Origin of the sequence: Ornithinimicrobium murale (assembly GCF_003352835.1) — a bacterium.
Lineage (GTDB): Bacteria > Actinomycetota > Actinomycetes > Actinomycetales > Dermatophilaceae > Ornithinicoccus > Ornithinicoccus muralis.
Map to the genome: position 1 here is coordinate 1 of NZ_QLVD01000023.1, position 22,768 is coordinate 22,768.

The window sequence follows — 22,768 nt, forward strand, 5'->3', positions numbered from 1 at the left end:
CTGCGCCAGCGCAGCCTTGGCGGTCTCGAAACCGGTGCCGACGAAGACGGCCGACGGCTCACCCAGGCGGGCTGCGGCGGTCAGCAACTCGGCCGTGGTCTTGCGGACATTCCCGTCGACGTGGTCGACCAGAACCAGAACTTCAGCCATGGTGATTTTCTCCTTCTCTCTGGTCGGACTCAGACGAACTTGCGGGAGGCCAGGAACTCGGCCAGGGCCTTGCCGCCCTCGCCCTCATCGGTCACGATCTCGCCCGCTGCGCGCGGGGGACGTGCCTCGACACCCTCCACGGTGGTCCACGCCGCCGCCAGCCCAACCTGGCCGGCGTCGATCCCCAGGTCGGCCAGACCCCAGGTGTCAACCGGCTTCTTCTTGGCCGCCATGATCCCCTTGAAGGAGGGGTAGCGCGGCTCGTTGATCTGGTCGGTCACCGACACCACGGCCGGCAGCGTCGCCTCGATCGTATCGGAGGCGGTGTCGCCGTCCCGGCGGATCCTGGCGGTGCCGCCCTCGACGGTCAGCTCGGAGGCGAAGGTCACCTGCGGCAGGCCGAGGCGCTCGGCCAGCATGGCCGGAACCACGCTCATCGTGCCGTCGGTGGAGGCGATGCCGGTCAGCACCAGGTCCACCGGCCCGATCTTCTTGATGGCCTCGGCCAGGACCAGCGAGGTCGCCGGCGCATCCGACCCGGCGATCGCGTCGTCCAGGATGTGCACGCCCTTGTCGGCGCCCATCTGCAGGGACTTCTTGATCGCGTCCGCGGCGTCATCCGGCCCCATGGTCAGGACCGTCACCTCACCGCCGTCACCCGCCTCGTTCAGTGCCAGGGCCGCCTCAACGGCATACTCATCGAGCTCGGAGAGCAGGCCGTCCACGGCCTCACGGTCCGTGGTGTTGTCGGCCTCGAAACTGCGGTCGGACTGGGCGTCCGGCACGTACTTGACACACACGACGATGTTCACGTGTCGATCCTCATCGTTGGGGGCGGGTGGTTACCTAGTAGTCATCTTTGCACTGCCCCGCGGGGGGACACCAAACCGGGTCAACCCACTGCGCGATAGATCACGTCCATCCCCAGCACCAGCACAGTGAGGAAGGGGAAGATGAAGGCGGTCAGCCACTGCAGTGCGGTCCGGCCGGGTGCGGGCTGACGCGGGTCGATCAGCTGATCCGGCTCGGCGAAGTCGGCCCAGGTCAGCACCACCTGCAGCGCGAGCGCCACCACACCGATGGCCGCGACTGTGCCCCAAGCAAACTCAGCCACACTGCCCCGCAGTAGGGCCTGCGGCACGATCAGCGCGATCAGCACCACGAAAGGCAGGGTGAAGGTCGTCCACCGGTGCCGCACCAACAGGGCCAGCGCCGGACCGGGCCGCAACGCAACCAGGAGGGTCAGCACGAGTGCGGCCGCGACCGCGACGAGGTCACCCTGGGAGACAGCGACCCGCGTCCCCTCGACCCAGGCGTCCACGGCGCGGGGCACCGCGACCAGACCGAAGAGCCCGAGGACCAGACCGATGACCGTGGCCGGCCGGAGGCGGAAGGTGCGCGCAGGAGTCCCGTCCACCAGGGACCGTGAGTATGCCGTGGGGTCGCCGAAGGCGTCCGGTGCGCTCTCCCCCGACTCGGCACAGTGGGCGTCGACGGTGGCGAGCGCGTCCCCGATCTCAGCGCCCGTGCGGTCTGCGAGTCGGTGCTCGATGACGAAGGTGTCGCGCCAGGCCCGGTCGATGTGTGGGGTGCTGATGTCGACTCCGCCCGTCGCGGTGGTGTCGGGGTCGCTCTGCCTCATGGTCACGCCCGTCCCTTCGAGACGATCTGGTCGGTGAGTGTTCGGGTGATGTCGGTGAACTCGGCCCACCGGCTGGCCTGCCGCTCCGCCTCAGCGGCCCCTGCGGCGGTCAACGCATAGAACTTGCGACCCGGCCCGCCCTCGCCCGGTCGCCACTCCACCTCGACCCAGCCGGCCTGTTCGAGCCGGCCGAGCAGCGGATAGAGAGTGCCGCCCTTGACGGTGCCCAGGCCGGCCTCGGCCAGCCGGGTCGCGATGGCATAGCCGTAGGTCGGGCCGTCGCGCAGGATCCGCAGGGTGCACACGCTCAGCACACCCCGGAGCCACTCGCTGGGCCACTCCTGCTCTGCGTTCACCACTAGATCATGTCACTGACTAGTCAGGCACGTCAACTAGCTTCAGTGGGGGGTGACCGTCAGTGCCCGCTCCTAGCGTGTGGTCATGGCACCGACACACCACGCAATCGACTACATCGAGATCAACGCCGCCGACCTGGCCACAGCTCGCGACTTCTACGCCCGGGCCTTCGGGTGGACGTTCAACGACTACGGCCCGACCTACAGCGGCATCCGCACGCCCGACGGCCAGGGAGAGGTCGGCGGGCTCAACGGCACGGGACAACCCGGCCCCGGCGGGCCGCTCGTCCTGCTCTACTCCGACGACCTCGATGCCTCTCTCGCGGCGGTCGAGGTCGCCGGCGGTCGCATCCTCCAGGCGCCCTACGAGTTCCCGGGCGGGCGGCGGTTTCACTTCGCCGATCCCGGCGGCAACGAGTTGGGGGTCTGGTCCGCCGACGCGTGAGCGCCTCCGTCGGGACGGGCGAGGCCCACCTGCTCGATGGACAGCAACGACACGCGGCCACCCCCTCGGCAAGCGGCCCTGTGTCGGAGCGAGGGGTGTGGGTGCCGACGCGCCCGGTCACCCGAAAACTCAGGCGCCGGTGCGCTCGGTCAGTTGCCCGTGAACTTCGCCTTGCCTGGACCGTCCTGGACGAACGAGGTCATGCCGATCTGCCGGTCCTCGGTGGCGAACACGCCCGCGAACAGCATCGCCTCGATCGCCAGGCCGGTGTCCAGGTCCGTCTCCATCCCCCGGTCGATGGCCTCCTTGGCCGCCCGCAGGGCGTAGGCCGGACCACTGACGTAACGGGCTGCACGGGCGCGCGCCTCGGCATACACCTGGTCTGGCTCGACCACCTCGTCCACCAGACCGATCGACAGCGCCTCCTGCGCGTCGACCATCCGGCCGCTGAAGACCAGGTCCTTGGCCCTGGAGGACCCGACCAGGCGGGGCAACCGTTGCGAGCCGCCCGCACCCGGGATGACGCCCAGCAGGATCTCGGGCTGGCCGAGCTTGGCGTCGCTGCCCACGACCCGGAAGTCGGCGCACATCGCCAGCTCGCAGCCGGCGCCCAGGGCATAGCCGGTGATGGCCGCGATGGTCGGCTTGGGGATGTGCGCGACTGCCTTGAAGCACTCCTGGATCACGGCGGCACGGTCGACCATGTCGGTGTAGGACATGGTCTGCATCTCCTTGATGTCCGCGCCAGCGGCAAACACCTTCTCACCGCCGTAGATGATCACGGCGCGGACCTCGGCGTCGCCGGACACGATGCCGGCTGCCTCCCCGAGCGCGTCCTGGACCGCGGTGTCCAACGGGTTCATCTTGGGACGGTCGACCCGGATCGTGCCGATCCCGTCCTCGATCTCGACGCGGACGTGCTCGCTTGCCGTCTCGACCGTGCGCACCTGACTCATGCCTGACCGCCGTCGTCCTCGGGCTTCTGGCGCTTGATGCCCTCCGACAGCCACGGGCCGACCTTGGGTGCCTCGCCGTCGGTGACCGCATCCTGGTCCCCGGAGACCACGTCACCGGTGCCGCCGGCCGCGATGTCGGCCTCCCGCTTGGACTTGGCGGTCACGTTGCGGTGCCACAGGGCCACGGCCTGCAGCAGCATGCTGACCGCGATCTGCACCTTGGGCTTGGGGTTCTCCTTGGGTGCGATCACCTGCTCCACGCTGAGGACCAGGTTGCCCGCCGCGATCCCGGCCTTGACCAGGTTGACGCCCAGCGTGATGTCGTTGCAGCCGTTGAGCCGGGTCAATAGGTCGGCGGGCACGCTGTCAGCGATCTGCCACTGGCCGTAGATGCGCAGGATGTCGACCTGACCGCCGGTCAGTGAGCGCGCGAAGAGCTGCTGCTCCTGGGCGGTGAACTTGATGTCACCGTCAGAGTCGAGGTCGGGCTGCAGCTTCAGGTCCTGCAACGCATCGAGGACCCGCCCGCGCAGCGGGTGCTCCTCGGGGGGCGGGGGAAAGTTCGGCAGTGAGGTGGGGTCGGTCATGGTTCTAACGTAACCGAGTCCCTAGGCTGCGACCATGCCCGTGCCGACCCACCGACCAGATGTGCCCCCGCCGCTGGGCGTCACCCTCCACAACGGGACGGCGGACGTGTCCGTCCTGGCCACCCACGCCGAGGCCGTCGAGCTGTGTCTCTTCGATGACGACGGGGCCGAGCGGCGGATCCCGTTGTCCCGCAAGGCCTACGGCATCTGGTGGGACGTCGTGGAGGGAGTCCGACCCGGCCAGCGCTACGGCTTCCGGGTGCACGGCCCCTGGTCACCCGAGCAGGGACACCGACACAACCCCGCCAAACTGCTCCTCGACCCGTATGCCGGGGCGATCGCCGGCGACGTCCGCTGGGGCCCGGAGGTGTTCGGCCACGTCGTGGACCAGGAGTGGAACGGCGACGGTGCCGTCCAAGACGACCGGGACAGTGCGGCATACGTCCCGCGGTCGGTGGTGGTCGACCACGGCACCTTCGACTGGGGGCAGGACAGCTCCCCCTCGCGTCGGTGGACCGAGTCGGTGATCTATGAGGCCCACGTGCGCGGGCTGACGATGCGGCATCCGGACGTGCCCGAGGAGATTCGGGGCACCTATGCGGCACTGGGGCACCCGGCCGTCCTGGAGCACCTGCGTGACCTGGGTGTCACGACCCTGGAGCTGCTGCCGATCCATGCGTTCACCCATGAGCCGCACCTGGTGCAGGGCGGGCTGGTCAACTACTGGGGCTACAACACGATGGGCTTCTTCGCGCCCCACGCGGGCTACGCGGCGGCCCAGGACCCGCAGGGAGTGGTGGACGAGCTCAAGGGTGCGATCAAGGCCCTGCACGGCGCCGGCATCGAGGTCGTGCTCGACGTTGTCTACAACCACACCTGCGAGCAGGGTGCCAACTCGGGCGCGACGCTGTCCTGGCGCGGGCTGGACAACGCGACCTACTACCGGCTGGACGAGCGCGGCCACGACATCGACGTCACCGGCTGCGGCAACACCGTCGACCTGCGAGAGCCGATGGTCGCCAAGATGGTGCTGGACTCGTTGCGGCACTGGGTGACCGAGTTCCACGTCGATGGGTTCCGCTTCGACCTGGCTCCGGCCCTCGCCCGCGGCCGAGACGACGCTTATGACCCGGACCACGCCTTCCACGTGGCGCTGCGCACCGACCCGGTGCTGTCCCGGGTGATGCTCATTGCCGAGCCCTGGGACGTCGGTGTGCACGGGTGGCGCACCGGGCAGTTCCCGCCGCCGTTCGCCGAGTGGAACGACCGCTTCCGCGACGCGGTGCGCACCTTCTGGCTGCCCGACACCGCGCGCGTTCTGCGCGGGGAGACCGGGCACGGCGCACGAGAGCTGGCGACCCGGCTTGCCGGGTCCGCCGACCTCTTTCACCGGGACGACCGGGGCCCGATCGCCTCCCTCAACTTCGTCACGGCCCACGACGGGTTCACGCTCGCCGACACCACGGCATACGAGCAGAAACACAACGAGGCCAATCGGGAGGGGAACCGGGACGGCCACGGCGACAACCGCAGCTGGCACCACGGCGTCGAGGGGCCGACCGACGACCTCGACATCCTCGCGGCGCGGCGTCGTTCGGTGCGCAATCTGATGGCGACCAACCTGCTGGCAGCAGGCGTGCCGATGATCACCGCCGGCGACGAGTTCGGTCGGACGCAGGGCGGGAACAACAACGCGTACTGCCAGGACAACGAGATCAGCTGGCTGGACTGGGCCGCCGCGGACGCCGACCTGGTCGCCACCACGGCGCGGCTGCTGGAGCTGCGCCGGGCCCACCGGGTGCTGAGGCCACCGGAGTTCCAGACCTTCGAGGCTGTGCGCGGCCACGTGCGGCTGCGCTGGTTCGGGGTCGATGGCGAGATCCTGACCGAGGGGCAGTGGTCGGACCCGGCACTGCGCACCCTCGGGGCACTCTTTGATGGCCGCGACCTGGTGGACTCACCCGCCGACGCGGCAGACCTGGTGCTGGTCGTGGTCAACGGCGCGACCGAGGAGGTCACGGTGCGGTTCCCCGACACCGGCGGCGCCCACCCGTGGCGCCTGGAGTGGGACAGCACCTGGGAACGGCCGCAGGACCCCGGGCCCGTTGGCAAGGAACTGACGATGGGCCCCGTGTCCCTCGCCGTCCTGTCCTAATTTTGGGGAGGTTCGGACCGGCCCTCGCGCGATCTTGGGGAGGTTTGGACCGGTCCCGCACCCGTGGCATGGGCTGGTGCGGTACATCCGTGCCACGTGGCTGGATCCGGCTGCCCGCACCGAAAGGCATCTTCCTGGGGACGCCAACGACGCGCGCAGTCTGGCGCTGCGCGAGGCGGTGCGCTCCGAGGCAGAGGACCCGACCTTCATCGGTGTCCAGGTGCCCGACGGAGCCGACCGAGCGGCATACAAGAATGCGCTCACCCGGGCCTGCGCATCGGCCGGCCTCCTGGCAGGTGACTTCATCGGGCAGCCAAGCCTGGGACCACCGGATGATGATTCGATCGACAGCACATGGCTGAGCACGGCGCTCGCTCAGGTGCAGGTGGCCGACGGCGACGAGTAGCGGCGGGTCACCAGTCCTCGACCTCGGGGCAGATCCACGCATCGAGGCGGGCGTCTCTCCGGAGAGCCTCGGCATGCTGCTCGAGCAGGATCGCCTCGGTCCGGGGCCGGTCCTCGTTCCAGACCTCGGCGATCGTCATGTTCATACCCCGCAGCCGGGTCGCGCGCTGTTCGTCGAGCTGTCCCGCTAAGTCGACGCGATGCGGGAAGCCCTGGTACTCCCCCACCAGCCCCGTCTCTGGATCGCACAGGTCCACGCGTGCCACGAAGTGTCCGAGTCGGTCGTAGACCGGCTGGTTCACGACGGGTGCGGGCAGCCCTGCTTGGATCCAGTGATAGCGCATCTCGCTCTCTGGCACCGACTCCGCCCGGGCGCTGATGTGCGGAAAGAGCGCGCGGACCTGGGCCAGCCGGTGCAGGCCACCCAGCGGGTCCAGGAAGTCTGCGAACGGGTCACGCTGGATCATCCCGAACCGCGCGCCCACGTCCAGCATGCCCAGGCGCGTGCCCGCGGTGGGCGCCCAGCGGGCCAGATCGAGCGTCGTGCGCGGCCCGCTCGTGACGAGGAACCCATCCACCTCCTCCCTGTGGGACTCGGGCACCCTGGACCGCCGGATGCGCAACCCACGCGTGTCATAGCTGCCGACGTCCGCTGGGACACTGAGGTCGATCGGCTTCAGCGTGCTTCCGTCCGTGGTGCCATCGAGGAACCTGGGGGTCACCCCGTGCACCACGGCGGCGGCCCAGCCCGACAGCACGGCACCGGCGGGGGCGCGCTCCATTGCGGCCCGCGCCCGCAGCAGCCGCAGGTCATCCGGCGGGTCTCCGAGCACCCGAACGCCCGGGACACCCGGAACCCGCAGCAGACTGTTCGTCGCCCGCTTGGACATTCCTCTGCTGCGCAGCTCTGCTGTTCTCGCAACCTCGAACATGTGCCACCTCCCGCCAGGCAGCATGGGGTGGGCACGGCAGATGGCGCCAGCACCCCGGAGGGTCCTGTGGACAACGTCCAGTCGCCGGGGAGGCTGGGGACGACGGGTCCAGGGTTGCGGCGGTCCAAACCTCCCCAAAAAGGCGCGCGAGGCGGTCCAAACCTCCCCAAAAATGGGTTAGGCGTTGGCGACCAGGCCGAGTTCGGCGTCGGAGGCCAGCAACGGGTGCGCGGGCAGCACGCGGACGGTCCAGCCGAGCGACCCGGTGCGGGTCAGCGCCAGCTCGCCGTCGAACCGGTGGCGACCACCGTCGTAGGACTCCACGGGCTGCAGCAGGCTGGTCTCGACCTCGGTCAACTCGTCGGTCTCCGAGGCCCGACCGAAGGCCACCTGCACGCTCACATCCTCCGGGGAGAGGTCGCCGAGCGCGAGGTAGGCGTGCACGCGCACCGTCTCGCCGATCTGCGGACTGTCGCTGACGCCCTCGGCCTCCACGTGCTCGACCCGCACCGACGGCCAGGCGGCCCGGAGCCGCTCGACCGCCGTCGCGAGGTCGCGGGCACCGGCGTAGTTGTCGTCGCGGACCGCCCAACCGGCCCGGGCCGCGGGCAGGTACAGCGCCCGGGTGTAGTCGCGCACCATCCGGTCGGCCATCACCTTGGGCCCGAGGGTTCCGAGGGTGTGTTGGATCATCTCCAGCCAGCGCGTGGGCAGCCCCGCCTCGTCGGTGTCATAGAAGGTCGGCACGACGCTGTTCTCCAGCAGGTCATACAGCGCCGCGGCCTCCAGCGCGTCCCGCCGGTCGTCGTCGACGCCGTCAGCGGTCGGGATCGCCCAGCCGTTCTCACCGTCGAACCACTCGTCCCACCAGCCGTCCAGGATCGACAGGTTGAGAGCCCCGTTCAGGGCTGCCTTCATGCCGGAGGTGCCGCACGCCTCGAACGGGCGCAGCGGGTTGTTGAGCCACACGTCACAGCCCGGGTAGAGACGCTGCGCCATCGCGATGTCGTAGTTGGGCAGGAAGACGATCCGGTGCCGCAGTGTGGGGTCGTCGGTGAAGCGCACCATCTCCTGGATCAGCCGCTTGCCGGTGTCGTCGGCCGGGTGGGCCTTGCCGGCGATGACCAGCTGCACCGGGCGGTCGGGGTCCAGGAGGATCTTGGCGAGACGCTCGGGGTCGCGGAGCATCAGGGTCAGCCGCTTGTATGTCGGCACTCGCCTCGCGAAGCCGATCGTCAGGATGTCTGGGTCCAGGACGTCATCGATCCACCCCAGCTCCGCTGGGGTGGATCCGCGGGTGCGCATCGACTTGCGCAGGCGGGTGCGGGTCTCGGTCACCAGCTGGTCGCGCATCTCGCGCTTGGTGGCCCAGATCCGGTCGACGGGCACCGCGGCGATGCGGTCGAAGGCGGTGCCGTTGACGAGCGCCTCGGCACCCATGAACTCGGCTGCCAGCCCGAAGACCTTGCGGTCCACCCAGGTGCCGGCGTGCACCCCGTTGGTGATCGAGCCGATCGGCACCTCGGACTGGTCGAAGCCCGGCCACAGGCCCTGGAACATGCCGCGGCTGACCTCGCCGTGCAGCACCGAGACACCGTTGGCCCGCTGTCCCAACCGGAGCCCCATCACCGCCATGTTGAAGACGTTGCTGTCCCCACCGTCGTAGGTCTCGGCGCCGAGCTCCAGGAGCTGTGGCAACGGCACCCCGGGCAGTTCGGAGCCGCCGCCGAAGTGCTGCGACATCTGGTCGACGCCGAAGCGGTCGATGCCCGCGGGCACCGGGGTGTGCGTGGTGAAGACCGTCGAGGCCCGCACGGCACGCAGCGCCTCCTCGAAGGACAGTCCGGCGCCGGAGACCAGCTCACTGATCCGCTCCAGCCCCTGGAAGCCCGCGTGGCCCTCGTTCATGTGATAGACGTCCGGCTCGGGGGCGCCGGTCAGTCGCGACCACAGCCGCAGCGCCCGCACGCCACCGATCCCGAGCAGCATCTCCTGCTGCAGCCGCTGGTCGCCGCCCCCGCCGTAGAGACGGTCGGTCAGGTCGCGCTTGCTCGCGTCGTTGGTCTCCACGTCGGAGTCCAGCAGCAGCAGCGGCACGCGCCCGACCTGGGCCCGCCACACGTGGGCGTCCAGGTGGGCACCGCCGGGCATCGCCAGGGAGATCACCGCGGGACTGCCGTCCTGCTCACGCAGCAGGGCCAGCGGCTGGTTGTCCGGGTCCAGCACCGGATAGGACTCCTGCTGCCAGCCCTCGGCGTTGAGCCGCTGCCGGAAGTAGCCGCTCTTGTAGAACAGGCCGATGCCGACGATCGGCACCCCCAGGTCGGAGGCGCTCTTGAGGTGGTCACCGGCCAGGATCCCCAGGCCGCCGGAGTACTGCGGCAGCGCGGCGGTGATCCCGAACTCCGGGGAGAAGTAGGCATAGGCCTGCCCGAACCCACCGGCCGCGGCACCCGCCTCGGCCTCTCGCTGATACCAGCGCGGCTCGGTCAGATAGCGCTGCAGACCCTCGCCTGCCTCGCGGACCCGCTGCACGAAGGCAGGGTCGCCCGCCAGGCGCTCCAGCTCGTCGGGTGTCAGCGCGCTGAGCATGGCCAGCGGTTCGCGGTTGCCATCGGCCCACTTCTGCGGGTCGATGCTCTCGAAGAGGTCGAGCGTCGGCGGGTGCCATGACCAGCGCAGATTGAGAGCGAGGTGGTGCAACGGGGACAGCGCGTCGGGGAGAACAGTGCGCACGTGGAGTCTGCGGATGGCCTTCACACCGCACAGGGTATGCCGTGGGGCCGGTGTGCCGTGCACGCGCACCTCCCGACCGGTAGCGTCGGGATCGTGAGCCAGACATCAGGGAGCGGCATCAACCAGTCCGTGCTCGACCTCGTGGGTCAGCGACCGATCGGGCGGATCCCCGTGCAGGAGGTCCGCCCGGCCGTCGACGGGGGTGACCGACCGACGAAATCCGTGGTGAACGAACTGTTCCCGATCACCGCCACGGTCTTCCGCGAGGGCCACGACAAGGTCAGCGCGACGGTCGTGCTGACCGACCCGGACGGTGCCGAGCACCACCTCCGCATGCACCTGCTCAACCCCGGCCTGGACCACTGGGGCACCACGGTCTTCGCCGACCGCGAGGGCGTCTGGTCCTATCGGGTCGAGGGCTGGTCCGACCCCTATGCCACCTGGCACCACGACGCCCCGATCAAGATCGAGGCCGGGGTGGACGTGGAACTGATGCTCGAGGAGGGCGCCCGCGTCATCGAGCGTGCCCGCGATGAGGTCGAGCGGTCTCCCGAGGACGCTCAGCTGCTCACCGAGGCGGTCGCCGCACTGCGCGACACCGAGCGCCCGGTCGGTGAGCGCCTGGCGGCTGGCACCGACCTGCGCGACATGCTCACCCACGCGCCGTTGCGGGACCTGGTCAGCCCGAGCCGCGAGCACACCTGGTGGGTGGAGCGACAGCTGGCCCTGCACGGCGCCTGGTATGAGATCTTCCCCCGCTCGGAGGGTGCCACCCAGGACCCGGAGACCGGTCTGTGGACGAGCGGCACCTTCGCGACGGCGGCGCAGCGGTTGCCCGCGGTCGCCGACATGGGCTTCGACGTCGTGTACCTCACGCCGGTGCACCCGATCGGGCGGACCAACCGCAAGGGTCGCAACAACACCCTGGATGCGCAGGAGCACGACCCCGGCAGCCCCTACGCGATCGGCGCCGCGGAGGGCGGGCACGACGCCCTGCACCCCGACCTGGGCGACTTCGACGACTTCGACGCCTTCGTCGCCCGGGCGCAGGAGCTGGGGCTGGAGGTGGCGCTGGACCTGGCGCTGCAGGCTGCGCCCGACCACCCCTGGGCCACAGAGCATCCCGAGTTCTTCACCACGCGGGCGGACGGGTCCATCGCCTACGCCGAGAACCCTCCGAAGAAGTACCAGGACATCTATCCGGTCAACTTCGACAACGCCCCGGAGACCATCTACGCCGAGGTGCGACGGGTCGTCCAGGTCTGGATCGACCACGGCGTCACGCTCTTCCGCGTCGACAACCCGCACACCAAGCCGGTGGAGTTCTGGCAGTGGCTGATCGCCGATGTGGCCCTCGACCACCCGGAGGTCATCTGGCTGGCCGAGGCGTTCACCAAGCCGGCCATGATGCACACGCTGGCCAAGGTCGGCTTCCAGCAGTCCTACACCTACTACGCATGGCGCAACGAGGCGGCCGAGCTCAGGGAGTACGTCACCGAGCTCTCCGGGAAGGCCGCGACCTACATGCGGCCGTCCTTCTGGCCGACCACGCACGACATCCTCACGCCCTACATGCAGTACGGCGGCCTGACCGCCTTCCAGGTGCGCGCTGCCCTGGCCGCGACCCTGGTCCCCACCTACGGGATCTACGCCGGCTACGAGCACTGCGAGAGCGTGGCCCGCCCGGGGGCCGAGGAGCACATCGACAACGAGAAGTATGAGTTCAAGAACCGCCGCTGGGACCTGGACACCCCGGACGGCGGCCGCGACGAGGCGCACGGACGGCCCAACCTGGCCCCGTTCCTGAAGCGGCTCAACGAGATCCGCCGCGAGCACCCGGCGCTGCACTGGATCCGCAACATCACCTTCCACAACGCCGAGGACGAGAACTTCCTGGTCTTCTCCAAGCGGGGCGGTGGGGCGCACGACGGCTCCGAGTCCGACGAGATCATCGTGGTGGCCAACCTGGACCCGCACGCCGTCCGGGCCACCACCGTGCACCTGAACATGCCGGCCATCGGCCTGGGCTGGCAGGACCGTTTCGTGGCCCATGAGCTGCTCACCGGGGCCCAGTGGCACTGGGGCGGAGCCAACTTCGTGCAGCTCGGCCCCGGCAGCCTGCCGGTCCACATCATCGCGGTCAGGAAGTTCTGATGCGGGGTCTGAACCTGCAGCAGCCCGGTCTGCGCTACGACCCCGACTGGTATCGCAAGGCGGTCTTCTACGAGGTCCTGGTCCGCGCCTTCGACGACTCCACGGGGTCCGGTTCGGGCGACTTCAGCGGCCTGATCACCCGGTTGGACTACCTGCAGTGGCTGGGCGTGGACTGCCTGTGGCTGCCGCCGTTCTATGCCTCGCCCCTGCGCGACGGCGGCTATGACGTGGCCGACTACACGGCGGTCCTCCCCGAGTTCGGGACCCTGCCGGAGTTCCAGGAGCTGATCTCCCAGGCGCACGCGCGCGGCATACGGATCATCACCGACCTGGTCATGAACCACACCTCCGACCAGCACGCCTGGTTCCAGGCCTCGCGCTCGGACCCGGAGGGTCCGTACGGCGACTTCTACGTGTGGTCCGACACCGACGACCGGTATGCCGACGCCCGGATCATCTTCGTCGACACCGAGGTCTCCAACTGGCACTTCGACAGCGTGCGCCGGCAGTTCTACTGGCACCGCTTCTTCAGCCACCAGCCCGACCTGAACTTCGAGAACGAGGCCGTCCAGGAGGCCATGTTCGACGTGGTCCGGTTCTGGATGGACATGGGCATCGACGGGTTCCGGCTGGATGCGGTCCCCTACCTGTTCGAGGAGGAGGGGACCAGCTGCGAGAACCTGCCCCGCACCCATGCGTTCCTGGCCAGCCTGCGCGCGATGGTGGACGAGGAGTATCCCGGCCGGGTGCTGCTGGCCGAGGCCAACCAGCTGCCGGCCGAGGTGGTCGACTACTTCGGCACCCCGGAGGCCCCGGAGTGCCACATGTGCTTCCACTTCCCGGTGATGCCGCGGCTCTACTACGCGCTGCGGGAGGAGACCGCCGCCTCGATCATCCGGGTGATGGAGGAGACCCCGCGGATCCCGGAGGGCACCCAGTGGGGCACCTTCCTGCGCAACCACGACGAGCTGACGCTGGAGATGGTCTCTCCCGAGGAGCGGTCGGCGATGTACGGCTGGTACGCCCCCGACCCACGGATGCGGGCCAACATCGGGATCCGGCGCCGGCTGGCGCCGCTGCTGGACAACTCCCGCGCCGAGATCGAGCTGATCAACGCCCTGCTGCTGAGCCTGCCCGGCTCCCCCTGCCTCTACTACGGCGACGAGATCGGCATGGGCGACAACATCTGGCTGAGCGACCGCGACGCGGTCCGCACCCCGATGCAGTGGACGCCGGACCGCAACGCCGGCTTCTCCACCGCCGATCCCGGCAAGCTCTATCTGCCGGTGATCTCCAGCCTGGTCTACCACCACGCCGCCGTGAATGTGGAGGCCCAGATGGCCACCGGCTCCTCACTGCTGCACTGGGTCCGGGGGATGCTCCAGATCCGGTCCCGGCACGAGGTGTTCGGCCTCGGCGAGTTCACCCTCTGCGAGGCGGACAACCCGGCCGTGCTGGCCTACACCCGCGTCATGACCGACCCCGAGGCCGAGTTCGAGGGCCGACCGGGCGTGCTGTGCGTCAACAACCTGTCGGCCCGCCCGCAGGCGGCACGCATCCAGCTGCCCGAGGCCCTCGCTGGGGCCGTGACCACCGACCTGTTCGGCGGCGCCGGCTTCCAGGACGTGGACGCCGACGGCTCGATCCACCTTGCCCTGGGCTCGCAGGACTTCTACTGGCTCGGCCTGACACCTGAAGGAGTCTGAGATGCCCACGCTGACACCGTCGTTCGCGGAGTTCCTCCCCACCTGGGTCGCCTCCCAGCGCTGGTTCACCGGCAAGGGCCGCACCCCCTCGTTGCGCCGGGTCGGTGGCTACCGTCTGGAGGACCCGGCCGGCGAGGTCGGCATCGAGATCCACCTCGTGGTCGACGAGTCCGGCCCGGCGCCGGTGACCTACCACGTGCCACTCACCTACCGCAGCGCGGCGGACCCCGAGCTGCACACCGCCCTGGTGGCCACCACCGAGCACTCCGAGCTGGGCACCCGGTGGGTCTACGACGGCTGCCACGACCCCGTCTATGTCCAGGCCCTGGCCGACCTGATGCACTCCGGGGCCACCGTGAGCGGCGACGCGGACACCGAACTGACCGGCAGCGCCACGACGACCCGGTCGCAGGGGCCACGGCCGCTGGTGCGCCGCAGCGCCGTCCTGGTCGGCGAGCAGTCCAACACCTCGATCATCGTGGAGACCGGCGAGCCGGGCCAGTCCGCGCCGGTCATCATCAAGGTCTTCCGGGTGCTGCAACCCGGCGAGAACCCCGACGTCGCGGTGCAGAGCGCGCTGGCCGAGGCCGGGAGCACGCTGGTCCCGCAGCCGGTCGGCTGGGTCACCGGCACGTGGCACGCGGGCGACACGCTCGCCCAGGGGCACCTGGCCTTCGCCCAGGAGTTCCTCCCCGGTGTGCAGGACGCCTGGCGCATCGCCCTGGTCGCCGCGCGGGACGACACCGACTTCACCTCCCGGGCCCGTGAGCTGGGCACCGCTACGGCGCAGGTGCACGCCACCCTGCGCGAGGCCTTCGGCACCGAGGAGCTCACCCCGCAGCGGCGCGCGGGCCTGCTGGCGCGGTTGCGGGAGCGGCACGCGGAGGCCCGGGAGGCTGCCCCGGAGCTGCAGGAGTATGACGCGCAGGTCACCTCGGTCTTCGAGGCCGCCGAGTCCGCGGCCTGGCCGCCCCTGCAGCGCGTGCACGGGGACTACCACCTGGGTCAGGTGCTCGACGTCCCCGACCGGGGGTGGGTCCTGGTCGACTTCGAGGGCGAGCCGCTGCGACCGCTGGACGAGCGCTCCCTGCCGGACGTCGCGCTGCGCGATGTCGCGGGCATGCTGCGCTCCTTCGACTACGCCGCGGGATCCCTGGCCCAGGACCACTCGGTCGACCGGAGCCGCTGGTCCCGCGCGACCCGCGAGGCCTTCCTGGCGGGGTATGCCGAGGCCTCCGGAACGGACCTGTCCGCATCGGCCGCGGTGCTGGCTGCCCTGGAGCTGGACAAGGCGCTGTACGAGGTGGTCTACGAGACCCGCAACCGGCCCGGCTGGGTCGCCATCCCGGTGGCCGCGGTCCGCGAGCTGGTGGGAGACTCCGTGACCAACGGGCCGGCTCACCCCCATTTTGAGGGAGGTTCGGATCGCGCTGTGACCATTTTTGGGGACGATCGGACCGGGTCTGACTCGCTCAGTCCGGTCGGCCCCGAGAGCGGGAGCGAGGGTGCGGGCGACGTCGGGAGCGAGCCAAACCTCCCCAAGAATGCGCATGAGGCGGTCCGAACCTCCCCAAAAATTGGGGAGAGGCCGCTCGCGGAGGGCGAGGTGGAGCTGCTGCTGCGGGGGCTGCACCGCGACCCGCACTCCCTGCTGGGTGCCCACCCGCACGACGGCGGCATCACCATCCGGGCGCTCCGCCCCCTGGCCGAGTCGGTCACGGTCCTGCTCTCCGGGGGCGAGCGTCACCCGATGCGCCACGAGACCCACGGCATCTGGACGGCCGTGCTGCCGCGCACCGACATCCCCGACTACCGGCTCGAGGTCACCTGGGGCGACGGGGTGGGGCACCAGCAGGACGACCCCTACCGCTTCCTGCCCACCCTCGGCGAGATGGACCGGCACCTGATCGGCGAGGGCCGGCACGAGCAGCTCTGGACGGTGCTCGGCGCGCACCTGCGGACCTACGACGGCCCGCTGGGGCAGGTCCGGGGCACCAGCTTCGCCGTCTGGGCCCCCAACGCCCGAGGCGTGCACGTGGTCGGTGACTTCAACCAGTGGGACAACACGGCACACCCCATGCGGGTCCTCGGCGAGAGCGGGATCTGGGAGATCTTCCTGCCCGATGTCTGGGCCGGCAACCGCTACAAGTTCGACATCACCGGACCGGACGGGCACCGGCGGCTCAAGGCCGACCCGATGGCCCGCGCCGCGGAGGTGCCGCCGAGCTCGGCCTCGATCGTCACCCACGACTGGCACGAGTGGGGTGACCAGGACTGGATGGAGCGACGCGCCAGCACGGACCCGCACACCGGGCCGATGAGCATCTACGAGGTGCACCTGGGCTCCTGGCGCCAGGGCGCCTCCTACCGCGACCTGGCCGAGCAACTGACCCGCTACGTCACCCAGATGGGATTCACCCATGTCGAGCTGATGCCGGTGATGCAGCACCCCTACGCCCCGTCCTGGGGCTACCACGTGACCGGCTACTACGCCGCCGACTCCCGCTTCGGCTCCCCCGACGACCTGCGCTACCTGATCGACCGGCTGCACCAGGCCGGCATCGGGGTCATCCTGGACTGGGTGCCCGGGCACTTCGCCACCGACCCTTGGGCACTGGCCCGGTTCGACGGCACCCCGCTCTACGAGCACCCGGACCCGCGCCGCGGCTGGCAGAACGAGTGGGGCTCCTACATCTTTGACTTCGGTCGACCCCAGATCCGCAACTTCCTGGTGGCCAACGCCCTGTTCTGGCTGGAGGAGTTCCACGCCGACGGACTGCGCGTGGACGGTGTCGCCTCGATGCTCTACCTCGACTACTCACGCAACGAGGGCGAGTGGCTGCCCAACAAGCACGGCGGCCGCGAGCACCTCGAGGCGGTGGCGCTGCTGCAGGAGACCAACGCCACCGCCTACCGCCGCAACCCCGGCGTGGTCATCATCGCCGAGGAGTCGACGTCCTGGCCGGGGGTGACGCGCCCGACCTCATCAGGCGGGCTGGGCTTCGGCTTCAAGTGGAACATGGGGTGGATGCACGACTCGCTGGACTACATCGCCCGGCAGCCGGTCCACCGGCAGTACCACCACCACCAGATGACCTTCTCGTTGATGTATGCCTTCTCCGAGCAGTTCGTGCTGCCGATCAGCCACGACGAGGTCGTCCACGGCAAGGGCTCGCTGCTGCGCAAGATGGGCGGCAGCGACCGGTGGCAGATGCTGGCCAGCCTCCGTGCCTACCTGGCGTTCATGTGGGCCCACCCCGGCAAGCAGCTGTTGTTCATGGGCCAGGAGTTCGCCCAGATCGCGGAGTGGGCCGACGGACGCAGCCTGGACTGGTGGCTGCTGGACCAGCCGGCGCACGTCGGCGTCCAGCACCTGGTGCGCGACCTGAACCTGACCTACCGGGAGACGGCCGCCCTGTGGCAGCTGGACCACCAGAGCTCGGGCTTCCAGTGGCTGGACGCCGACGACGCGCGGGGCAACACCTTCAGCTTCGTGCGCTACGGCACCGAGGACGAGGCCGGGCACCGCCCGGTGCTCGTCGCGGCCGCCAACTTCGCCGGGACCCCCCGTGAGGTCCGTCTCGGGGTCCCGCGACCCGGCCGCTGGCAGGAGGTGGTCAACACCGACGCCCACGCCTATGGCGGCTCCGGCGTCGGCAACCTGGGCTCGGTGACCGCCACCGACCAGCCGCACCAGGGTCAGCCCCACTCGCTGACCCTGACCCTGCCGCCGCTCGGGGTGCTCTGGCTCGTGCCCGAGGCGACCGGTGCGACGACCACCGTCGATGCCCTGCCCACCGACAGGCCCGCGGAGGTGACCGCCCGGAAGCAGCCGGCTGACGGCATACCGGAGCAGTCACCTGCGGACCACACCGCCCCGTCCACCACCAAGGAGTAGCCATGGCCACCCACGAGCGCGCCGGCCGGCCCGCGCAGCCGGAGGACCTGATCGACGTCGCCCACCTGGTGACGGCCTACTACACCCGCACGCCCGACGCGGGGCAGGTCGACCAGCAGGTCGCCTTCGGCACGTCCGGGCACCGGGGCAGCGCGCTCGACACGGCCTTCAACGAGGCCCACATCCTGGCCACCACGCAGGCGATCTGCGACTACCGCGCGGGGCAGGGCACCGAGGGGCCGCTATTCATCGGGCGGGACACCCACGCGCTCTCCGAGCCGGCCTGGGCCAGTGCGCTGGAGGTGCTGGTCGCCAACGGCGTCGACGTCATGGTCGACAGCGACGACCGCTACACCCCCACCCCGGCGGTGAGTGTTGCCATCCTGCGGGCCAACGCCGGCGACCCGGCGGCGCAGGCCGACGGCATCGTGGTCACCCCGTCGCACAACCCGCCACGCGACGGCGGCTTCAAGTACAACCCGCCCCACGGTGGGCCAGCCGACACCGACGCGACCGGCTGGATCGCGGACCGGGCCAACGAGCTGCTACGGACCGGGCTGGACGGGGTGCGCCGGGTGCCGTTCGTCCAGGCGCGCGAGGCGGCCGAGGAGTTCGACTTCCTGGGCACCTACGTGGCGGCGCTGCCCGAGGTGGTCGACCTCGAGGCGATCCGCGACGCGGGCATCCGGATCGGCGCCGACCCGCTGGGTGGAGCGGCCGTGGACTACTGGGCGGCGATCGCCCAGACCCACGGTCTGGATCTGACCGTCATCAACCCGCTGGTCGACCCGACCTGGCGGTTCATGACCCTGGACTGGGACGGCAGGATCCGGATGGACTGCTCCTCCCCCCATGCGATGGCCAGCCTGATCGAGAACCGCGGCCGGTTCCAGATCAGCACCGGCAATGACGCCGACTCCGACCGGCACGGCATCGTCACCCCCGACGGCGGGCTGATGAACCCCAACCACTACCTCGCCGTGGCGATCGACTACCTGTTCGGTGGCGCCCGCCCGGACTGGCCCGCCACCGCCGCGATCGGCAAGACCCTGGTCTCCTCCTCGATGATCGACCGGGTGGCCGAGGGCGTGGGACGCGAGCTGGTCGAGGTGCCGGTCGGGTTCAAGTGGTTCGTGCCGGGGCTGCTGAACGGCTCGATCGGCTTTGGCGGCGAGGAGTCCGCAGGGGCCTCCTTCCTGCGCCGGGACGGCTCCGTGTGGTCCACGGACAAGGACGGCATCATCCTGGCGCTGCTGGCCGCCGAGATGCAGGCCGTGACCGGCAAGTCCCCCTCTCAGCGGTATGCCGAGCTGGTCGCTGAGCACGGTGACCCCGCCTATGCCCGCATCGACGCCCCCGCCGACCGCGCGCAGAAGGCGAAGCTCAAGGGGCTCTCCCCCGCCGACGTCACCGCAACCTCGCTGGCCGGCGAGGAGATCACCGCGACCCTCACCGAGGCTCCCGGCAACGGGGCCGCCATCGGGGGGCTGAAGGTGCAGACCGCCAGCGCCTGGTTCGCCGCCCGCCCCTCGGGCACCGAGGACGTCTACAAGATCTATGCCGAGTCCTTCCAGGGGCCCGAGCACCTGGCGCAGGTGCAGCAGGAGGCCCAGGCCCTGGTCGACGCCGCGCTGGGCAGCTGACTGGCCGGGTGCCGGCCGGCTCCTCGCACGGACAGGAGGACAGGACGCGGTATGCCGAGGCGCGCCGCCGCGTGGGCGAGTCCGCTGAGCGCTCCGGCCGGGTCGTGACCTAGAAGAGTGCGCTCATCAGCGAGCCACGCGCCTTGACGACACGCGGGTCGGTGCCGCCCACCACCTCGAACTGGCCGAGGAGGTGCTTGCGGGCGGTGTCCCGCTCGTCGCCGGAGGTGTTGCGGACCAGCTCGATGAGACGTAGGAAGGCGTCCTCGACGTGCCCGCCGACCAGGTCCAGGTCACTGGCCTGGATCTGGGCCTGCACATCGGTCGGGTTCGCCGCAGCCGCGTCCCGGACGGTGTTGAGGTCCAGCCCGGCCGTGCGGCGCAGGAGCTCGACCTGCCCCAGGCCCAGACGGGCGTCCTCGTCCTTGGGGTTGTCCTGAAGTGCCTGCTCATAGGCCTGTGCCGCGGTGTCCAGGTCGCCCCGGTCGATCGCGTCGTAGGCCTTCTGGTGCAGCGGCGGGAGCTCCTGCTCGTCATCCTCCCCTGCCGCGGCGGCGTCCGCCACACCCTCGACCCGGCCGGAGACGCCGTTGGCGACGGCGGCCGACAGGAACTGCTCCAGCAGGGCGCGCAACTGCTCCACGGGCTGCACGCCGAGGAAGAACGGCACCGGCTGACCCTGCAGCAGACCGACCACCACCGGCAGCGAGCTGACCTGTCCGAAGGCCTCCTGCAGCACCGGGGAGAGCGCCTGCACGATGCCCGGGTTGGCCGCCAGGTCGACGGCGATGACGCGGAACCGGCCCTCCTGGGCCACGGCCTCGTCGACCATGGTCTGGACGAACTGTGCCGACTCGGGGACCTGGTCGGTGTAGAGCACCAGCACGGCCGGCACGTTCATCGAGCCGGTCACCAGGGAGTTGAAGTCCGCGTCGGTGCCCTGCACCAGGACGCCCTCGGCGCCTTGGGGCGCAGCGCCGGCTGTGGCCCCTGCGCCCGGGGCTCCGGCGCCGGCAGCTCCCGATGGCGTCTGCTGGGGGGGCCGCGAGAGGGCCGAGAGATCCACGGCACCGCGCAGGGCGGCATTGAGCGACTGAGGGGTCGGCTGTGTCATGTCTCTATTGTGACCTGTCGCCCGCCGCGGAGCGGAACCGGCAGGATGGACCCATGGATTCACCAGGCTCCATCAGCCAACCCGCCGCCCCGGTGCCCGGCCGTCGCAGCGTGATCCCAGTGGTCATCGTGGCCGGCATCGCGCTCGGCCTGGTCGCCGTCGGGATCATTGTCTGGCAACTGCTGAACCGCCCGGCCAGCGCCCAGGACGTGGCGCACGACTTCGTCGTGGCGACCTACGAGGGCGACGTCGAGGGCTTCTGCTCGCTGGCTGCCCCGGCCCTCATCGATCCGGTGCTGGAGGAGTATGAGGCGGCCGACTGCGGCAGTCTCGCTGTCACGCTGCGCGACGACCCGACGATCGACACGTCCCAGGAGGCAGCCGATATCGAGGTGCTCGAGTCGACGGAGAGCGGTGACACCGCGACCATCCGGCTGAGCGACCCGTCGGGCACGCCGGGTGTATGGACCGAGGTGAACCTGGAACGCTTCGACGACGCGTGGCTGGTGACGGACTTCTAGCAACGCACAGCCCGGTGGGTCGGGCGAGCCAGCCTCCCGGCCCTCGGTTGGGGTTCTCGCACCCTTCCGGAACCTGCAAGGGCCCTGGCCAGGAGGCCGCTAACTCGTGACGGTCAGCTGCCGGAGGCGCCGACGACCTGCTCACGGGCGGCGATGACCTCGGGGTCGCCGCCGTCCGCGCGGACGTGCACCGCGAGGAAGACCAGCGTCGTCATCTCGGCGCTGTCGGTGATCGTGTCGTCCTCGGCGAAGTGGACGAACGCGGCCGGCGGCTCCAGGATCATGCCGTCCCTGACGTCGAAGGTGCTCTTGCGCTCCAGGACGGGGAAGATGATCGCCGACCCGTCGGCCAGCTCGATGGTGCGCAGCGTGCCGGACCGCAGGGAGTGCTCCTGGCTCAGGGCGGCCTGGTCGCTGACGCTGGCGGCCTGCTCCTCGGCGGCCGCACGGACCTGGGGGCCGTAGTTGTTCGTGCGGAAGTCCGGGCGCTCCTCGCCGAAGGGGTAGTCGAGGATCTGGAAGAGCATGTCCACCACATAGCTGGGGTAGTTGCTCAGGTCGGCCCGCCCCTCACGGATCACGGGGGAGCCCTCGGAGCGCGGGTCGAAGGTGCCGACCTCGGTGCCGGCCAGCATCGGGGCACTCCAGCCGATCCGCCACTCGGCGCCGTCCTCCTCCTGCACCATCAGGTGCAGTTCGGGCAGGCCGGACTCCGGGACGGTCTGGACGACCATGTAGGCCGGGAACTGCTCGTCCTCGCGGCTGATCGCCAGGATGTTGGCCCCGGTCGGGTGGTAGTCGATGACCGGGGTGACGCCGATGTCGCGCAGCGAGGTGGCGGCCACGGCGGCGCGCAGCTCGGAGCCGACGAAGGCCGCCTCGTTGAGCTCGGCAGCCTCCTCGGCGTCCGCATTCTGCGAGTTGGCGGCGTGGCGCAGCAGCTCGTCGACGATCTCCTGGCCCTCGTCGACCGAGAGGACCCCGGCACCGGCCGGGGGGGCGGTGACCACACCGTCGTCGGTGGAGGCGTCCTCGTCGTCGCCGGGCGCCGAGGTGCTCTCGCTGTCGTCGCCGGCCGGGGCGGAGGTGCTCGCCGCGTCATTGTCGGCGGTGGACCCGTCGGCGTCGCCGGTCGAGTCCGCGGAGTCTCCTGTGGTGTCCGCGGAGTCATCGGCGGCATCGGCGTCACCGGTGCTCTCCCCCGTGTCGGGGGAGGCGTCAGCGGCCGTGGAGGAGGTGTCGGTGCTCTCCTCGGGCTCGTCGGATCCGCTGCAGGCAGCGAGGAGCAGCGACGAGCTGAGGGCAAGGGCGAGCGCAGTACGGGGCAACTTCATAACGAAATGGTAAACCTCAGACTGCAGGTTCAAC

17 protein-coding genes and 1 pseudogene are annotated in these 22,768 nt (G+C 70.3%); 8 read left to right on the plus strand and 10 right to left on the minus strand.

Annotation, left to right across the window (positions count from 1 at the left end):
* The 4 genes and pseudogenes from DPQ65_RS09385 to DPQ65_RS09400 all read right to left on the minus strand — a co-directional run.
* Positions 1–150, minus strand: a pseudogene (locus DPQ65_RS09385) (electron transfer flavoprotein subunit alpha/FixB family protein); the annotation flags it as partial.
* 29 nt (positions 151–179) lie between these two features.
* A complete protein-coding gene (locus DPQ65_RS09390; protein ID WP_114907098.1) occupies positions 180–962 on the minus strand; it encodes an electron transfer flavoprotein subunit beta/FixA family protein in 783 nt (260 codons plus the stop codon).
* An 80-nt stretch (positions 963–1,042) separates the two neighbouring features.
* A complete protein-coding gene (locus DPQ65_RS09395) occupies positions 1,043–1,792 on the minus strand; it encodes a hypothetical protein (RefSeq protein WP_114907099.1) in 750 nt (249 codons plus the stop codon).
* A gap of 2 nt (positions 1,793–1,794) precedes the next feature.
* Positions 1,795–2,148, minus strand: coding sequence for a PadR family transcriptional regulator (locus DPQ65_RS09400; protein ID WP_238146767.1), 354 nt, complete (start codon positions 2,146–2,148; stop codon positions 1,795–1,797).
* A gap of 85 nt (positions 2,149–2,233) precedes the next feature.
* On the opposite strand from DPQ65_RS09400, the gene DPQ65_RS09405 reads away from it, so the two are divergent.
* On the plus strand, positions 2,234–2,593 hold the full coding sequence (locus DPQ65_RS09405) for a VOC family protein (RefSeq protein WP_114907473.1): 360 nt from the start codon (positions 2,234–2,236) through the stop codon (positions 2,591–2,593).
* A 149-nt stretch (positions 2,594–2,742) separates the two neighbouring features.
* Here DPQ65_RS09405 and DPQ65_RS09410 read toward each other — a convergent pair whose 3' ends face one another.
* Positions 2,743–3,549, minus strand: a complete 807-nt coding sequence (locus DPQ65_RS09410; protein WP_114907100.1) for an enoyl-CoA hydratase/isomerase family protein — start codon at positions 3,547–3,549, stop codon at positions 2,743–2,745.
* Positions 3,546–4,136 carry a hypothetical protein gene (locus tag DPQ65_RS09415; RefSeq protein ID WP_202863069.1) on the minus strand — a complete coding sequence of 197 codons (591 nt, stop codon included), beginning with the start codon at positions 4,134–4,136 and terminating at the stop codon, positions 3,546–3,548. The genes DPQ65_RS09410 and DPQ65_RS09415 overlap by 4 nt, the downstream gene beginning before the upstream one ends.
* A 34-nt stretch (positions 4,137–4,170) precedes the next feature.
* Between DPQ65_RS09415 and glgX the strand changes: the two genes are divergently transcribed.
* Both glgX and DPQ65_RS09425 read left to right on the plus strand, forming a co-directional pair.
* Positions 4,171–6,291, plus strand: coding sequence for a glycogen debranching protein GlgX (glgX, locus tag DPQ65_RS09420; protein WP_114907101.1), 2,121 nt, complete (start codon positions 4,171–4,173; stop codon positions 6,289–6,291).
* 76 nt (positions 6,292–6,367) lie between these two features.
* Positions 6,368–6,697: a hypothetical protein gene (locus DPQ65_RS09425; RefSeq protein WP_114907102.1), complete on the plus strand. Its 330-nt coding sequence runs from the start codon at positions 6,368–6,370 to the stop codon at positions 6,695–6,697.
* Between the two features lie 7 nt (positions 6,698–6,704).
* Here DPQ65_RS09425 and DPQ65_RS09430 read toward each other — a convergent pair whose 3' ends face one another.
* Together DPQ65_RS09430 and glgP are read right to left on the minus strand one after the other, a co-directional pair.
* Positions 6,705–7,628, minus strand: a complete 924-nt coding sequence (locus tag DPQ65_RS09430) for a hypothetical protein (protein WP_162802142.1) — start codon at positions 7,626–7,628, stop codon at positions 6,705–6,707.
* Between the two features lie 177 nt (positions 7,629–7,805).
* Positions 7,806–10,388 (minus strand): alpha-glucan family phosphorylase, encoded by a 2,583-nt coding sequence (gene glgP, locus DPQ65_RS09435; RefSeq protein WP_114907104.1) that lies wholly within the window; start codon positions 10,386–10,388, stop codon positions 7,806–7,808.
* A 12-nt stretch (positions 10,389–10,400) separates the two neighbouring features.
* Here glgP and DPQ65_RS09440 point away from each other — a divergent pair, with 12 nt between their 5' ends.
* From DPQ65_RS09440 to pgm, 4 genes are read left to right on the plus strand one after another with little or no spacing between them, the layout of a single operon-like run.
* Positions 10,401–12,518: an alpha-1,4-glucan--maltose-1-phosphate maltosyltransferase gene (locus tag DPQ65_RS09440; protein ID WP_114907105.1), complete on the plus strand. Its 2,118-nt coding sequence runs from the start codon at positions 10,401–10,403 to the stop codon at positions 12,516–12,518.
* Positions 12,518–14,224: a maltose alpha-D-glucosyltransferase gene (gene treS, locus DPQ65_RS09445; RefSeq protein WP_114907106.1), complete on the plus strand. Its 1,707-nt coding sequence runs from the start codon at positions 12,518–12,520 to the stop codon at positions 14,222–14,224. Before DPQ65_RS09440 ends, treS begins: the two co-directional genes overlap by 1 nt.
* A gap of 1 nt (position 14,225) precedes the next feature.
* Positions 14,226–18,122, plus strand: a complete 3,897-nt coding sequence (gene glgB / locus DPQ65_RS09450; protein WP_114907107.1) for a 1,4-alpha-glucan branching protein GlgB — start codon at positions 14,226–14,228, stop codon at positions 18,120–18,122.
* Between the two features lie 2 nt (positions 18,123–18,124).
* Entirely contained in the window at positions 18,125–19,765 is a 1,641-nt protein-coding gene (pgm, locus tag DPQ65_RS09455) for a phosphoglucomutase (alpha-D-glucose-1,6-bisphosphate-dependent) (protein ID WP_114907108.1), read from the plus strand.
* Positions 19,766–19,874: 109 nt separating this feature from the next.
* Here pgm and DPQ65_RS09460 read toward each other — a convergent pair whose 3' ends face one another.
* Positions 19,875–20,879 carry a tetratricopeptide repeat protein gene (locus tag DPQ65_RS09460; RefSeq protein WP_114907109.1) on the minus strand — a complete coding sequence of 335 codons (1,005 nt, stop codon included), beginning with the start codon at positions 20,877–20,879 and terminating at the stop codon, positions 19,875–19,877.
* Positions 20,880–20,932: 53 nt separating this feature from the next.
* Here DPQ65_RS09460 and DPQ65_RS09465 point away from each other — a divergent pair, with 53 nt between their 5' ends.
* Positions 20,933–21,400, plus strand: a complete 468-nt coding sequence (locus DPQ65_RS09465; protein ID WP_114907110.1) for a nuclear transport factor 2 family protein — start codon at positions 20,933–20,935, stop codon at positions 21,398–21,400.
* A gap of 113 nt (positions 21,401–21,513) precedes the next feature.
* Here DPQ65_RS09465 and DPQ65_RS09470 read toward each other — a convergent pair whose 3' ends face one another.
* Complete coding sequence (locus tag DPQ65_RS09470; RefSeq protein ID WP_114907111.1) at positions 21,514–22,734, minus strand: hypothetical protein; 1,221 nt, start codon at positions 22,732–22,734, stop codon at positions 21,514–21,516.
* Positions 22,735–22,768 lie beyond the last annotated feature (34 nt).

Bases quoted from the DNA above. Each gene is read 5' to 3' on its own strand.
- DPQ65_RS09395 (WP_114907099.1), bottom strand. From the start codon at position 1,792: ATGAGGCAGAGCGACCCCGACACCACCGCGACGGGCGGAGTCGACATC.
- DPQ65_RS09405 (WP_114907473.1), top strand. From the start codon at position 2,234: ATGGCACCGACACACCACGCAATCGACTACATCGAGATCAACGCCGCC.
- DPQ65_RS09410 (WP_114907100.1), bottom strand. From the start codon at position 3,549: ATGAGTCAGGTGCGCACGGTCGAGACGGCAAGCGAGCACGTCCGCGTC.
- DPQ65_RS09415 (WP_202863069.1), bottom strand. From the start codon at position 4,136: ATGACCGACCCCACCTCACTGCCGAACTTTCCCCCGCCCCCCGAGGAG.
- glgX (WP_114907101.1), top strand. From the start codon at position 4,171: ATGCCCGTGCCGACCCACCGACCAGATGTGCCCCCGCCGCTGGGCGTC.
- DPQ65_RS09430 (WP_162802142.1), bottom strand. From the start codon at position 7,628: ATGTTCGAGGTTGCGAGAACAGCAGAGCTGCGCAGCAGAGGAATGTCC.
- DPQ65_RS09440 (WP_114907105.1), top strand. From the start codon at position 10,401: ATGCCGTGGGGCCGGTGTGCCGTGCACGCGCACCTCCCGACCGGTAGC.
- treS (WP_114907106.1), top strand. From the start codon at position 12,518: ATGCGGGGTCTGAACCTGCAGCAGCCCGGTCTGCGCTACGACCCCGAC.
- glgB (WP_114907107.1), top strand. From the start codon at position 14,226: ATGCCCACGCTGACACCGTCGTTCGCGGAGTTCCTCCCCACCTGGGTC.
- pgm (WP_114907108.1), top strand. From the start codon at position 18,125: ATGGCCACCCACGAGCGCGCCGGCCGGCCCGCGCAGCCGGAGGACCTG.
- DPQ65_RS09460 (WP_114907109.1), bottom strand. From the start codon at position 20,879: ATGACACAGCCGACCCCTCAGTCGCTCAATGCCGCCCTGCGCGGTGCC.
- DPQ65_RS09465 (WP_114907110.1), top strand. From the start codon at position 20,933: ATGGATTCACCAGGCTCCATCAGCCAACCCGCCGCCCCGGTGCCCGGC.
- DPQ65_RS09470 (WP_114907111.1), bottom strand. From the start codon at position 22,734: ATGAAGTTGCCCCGTACTGCGCTCGCCCTTGCCCTCAGCTCGTCGCTG.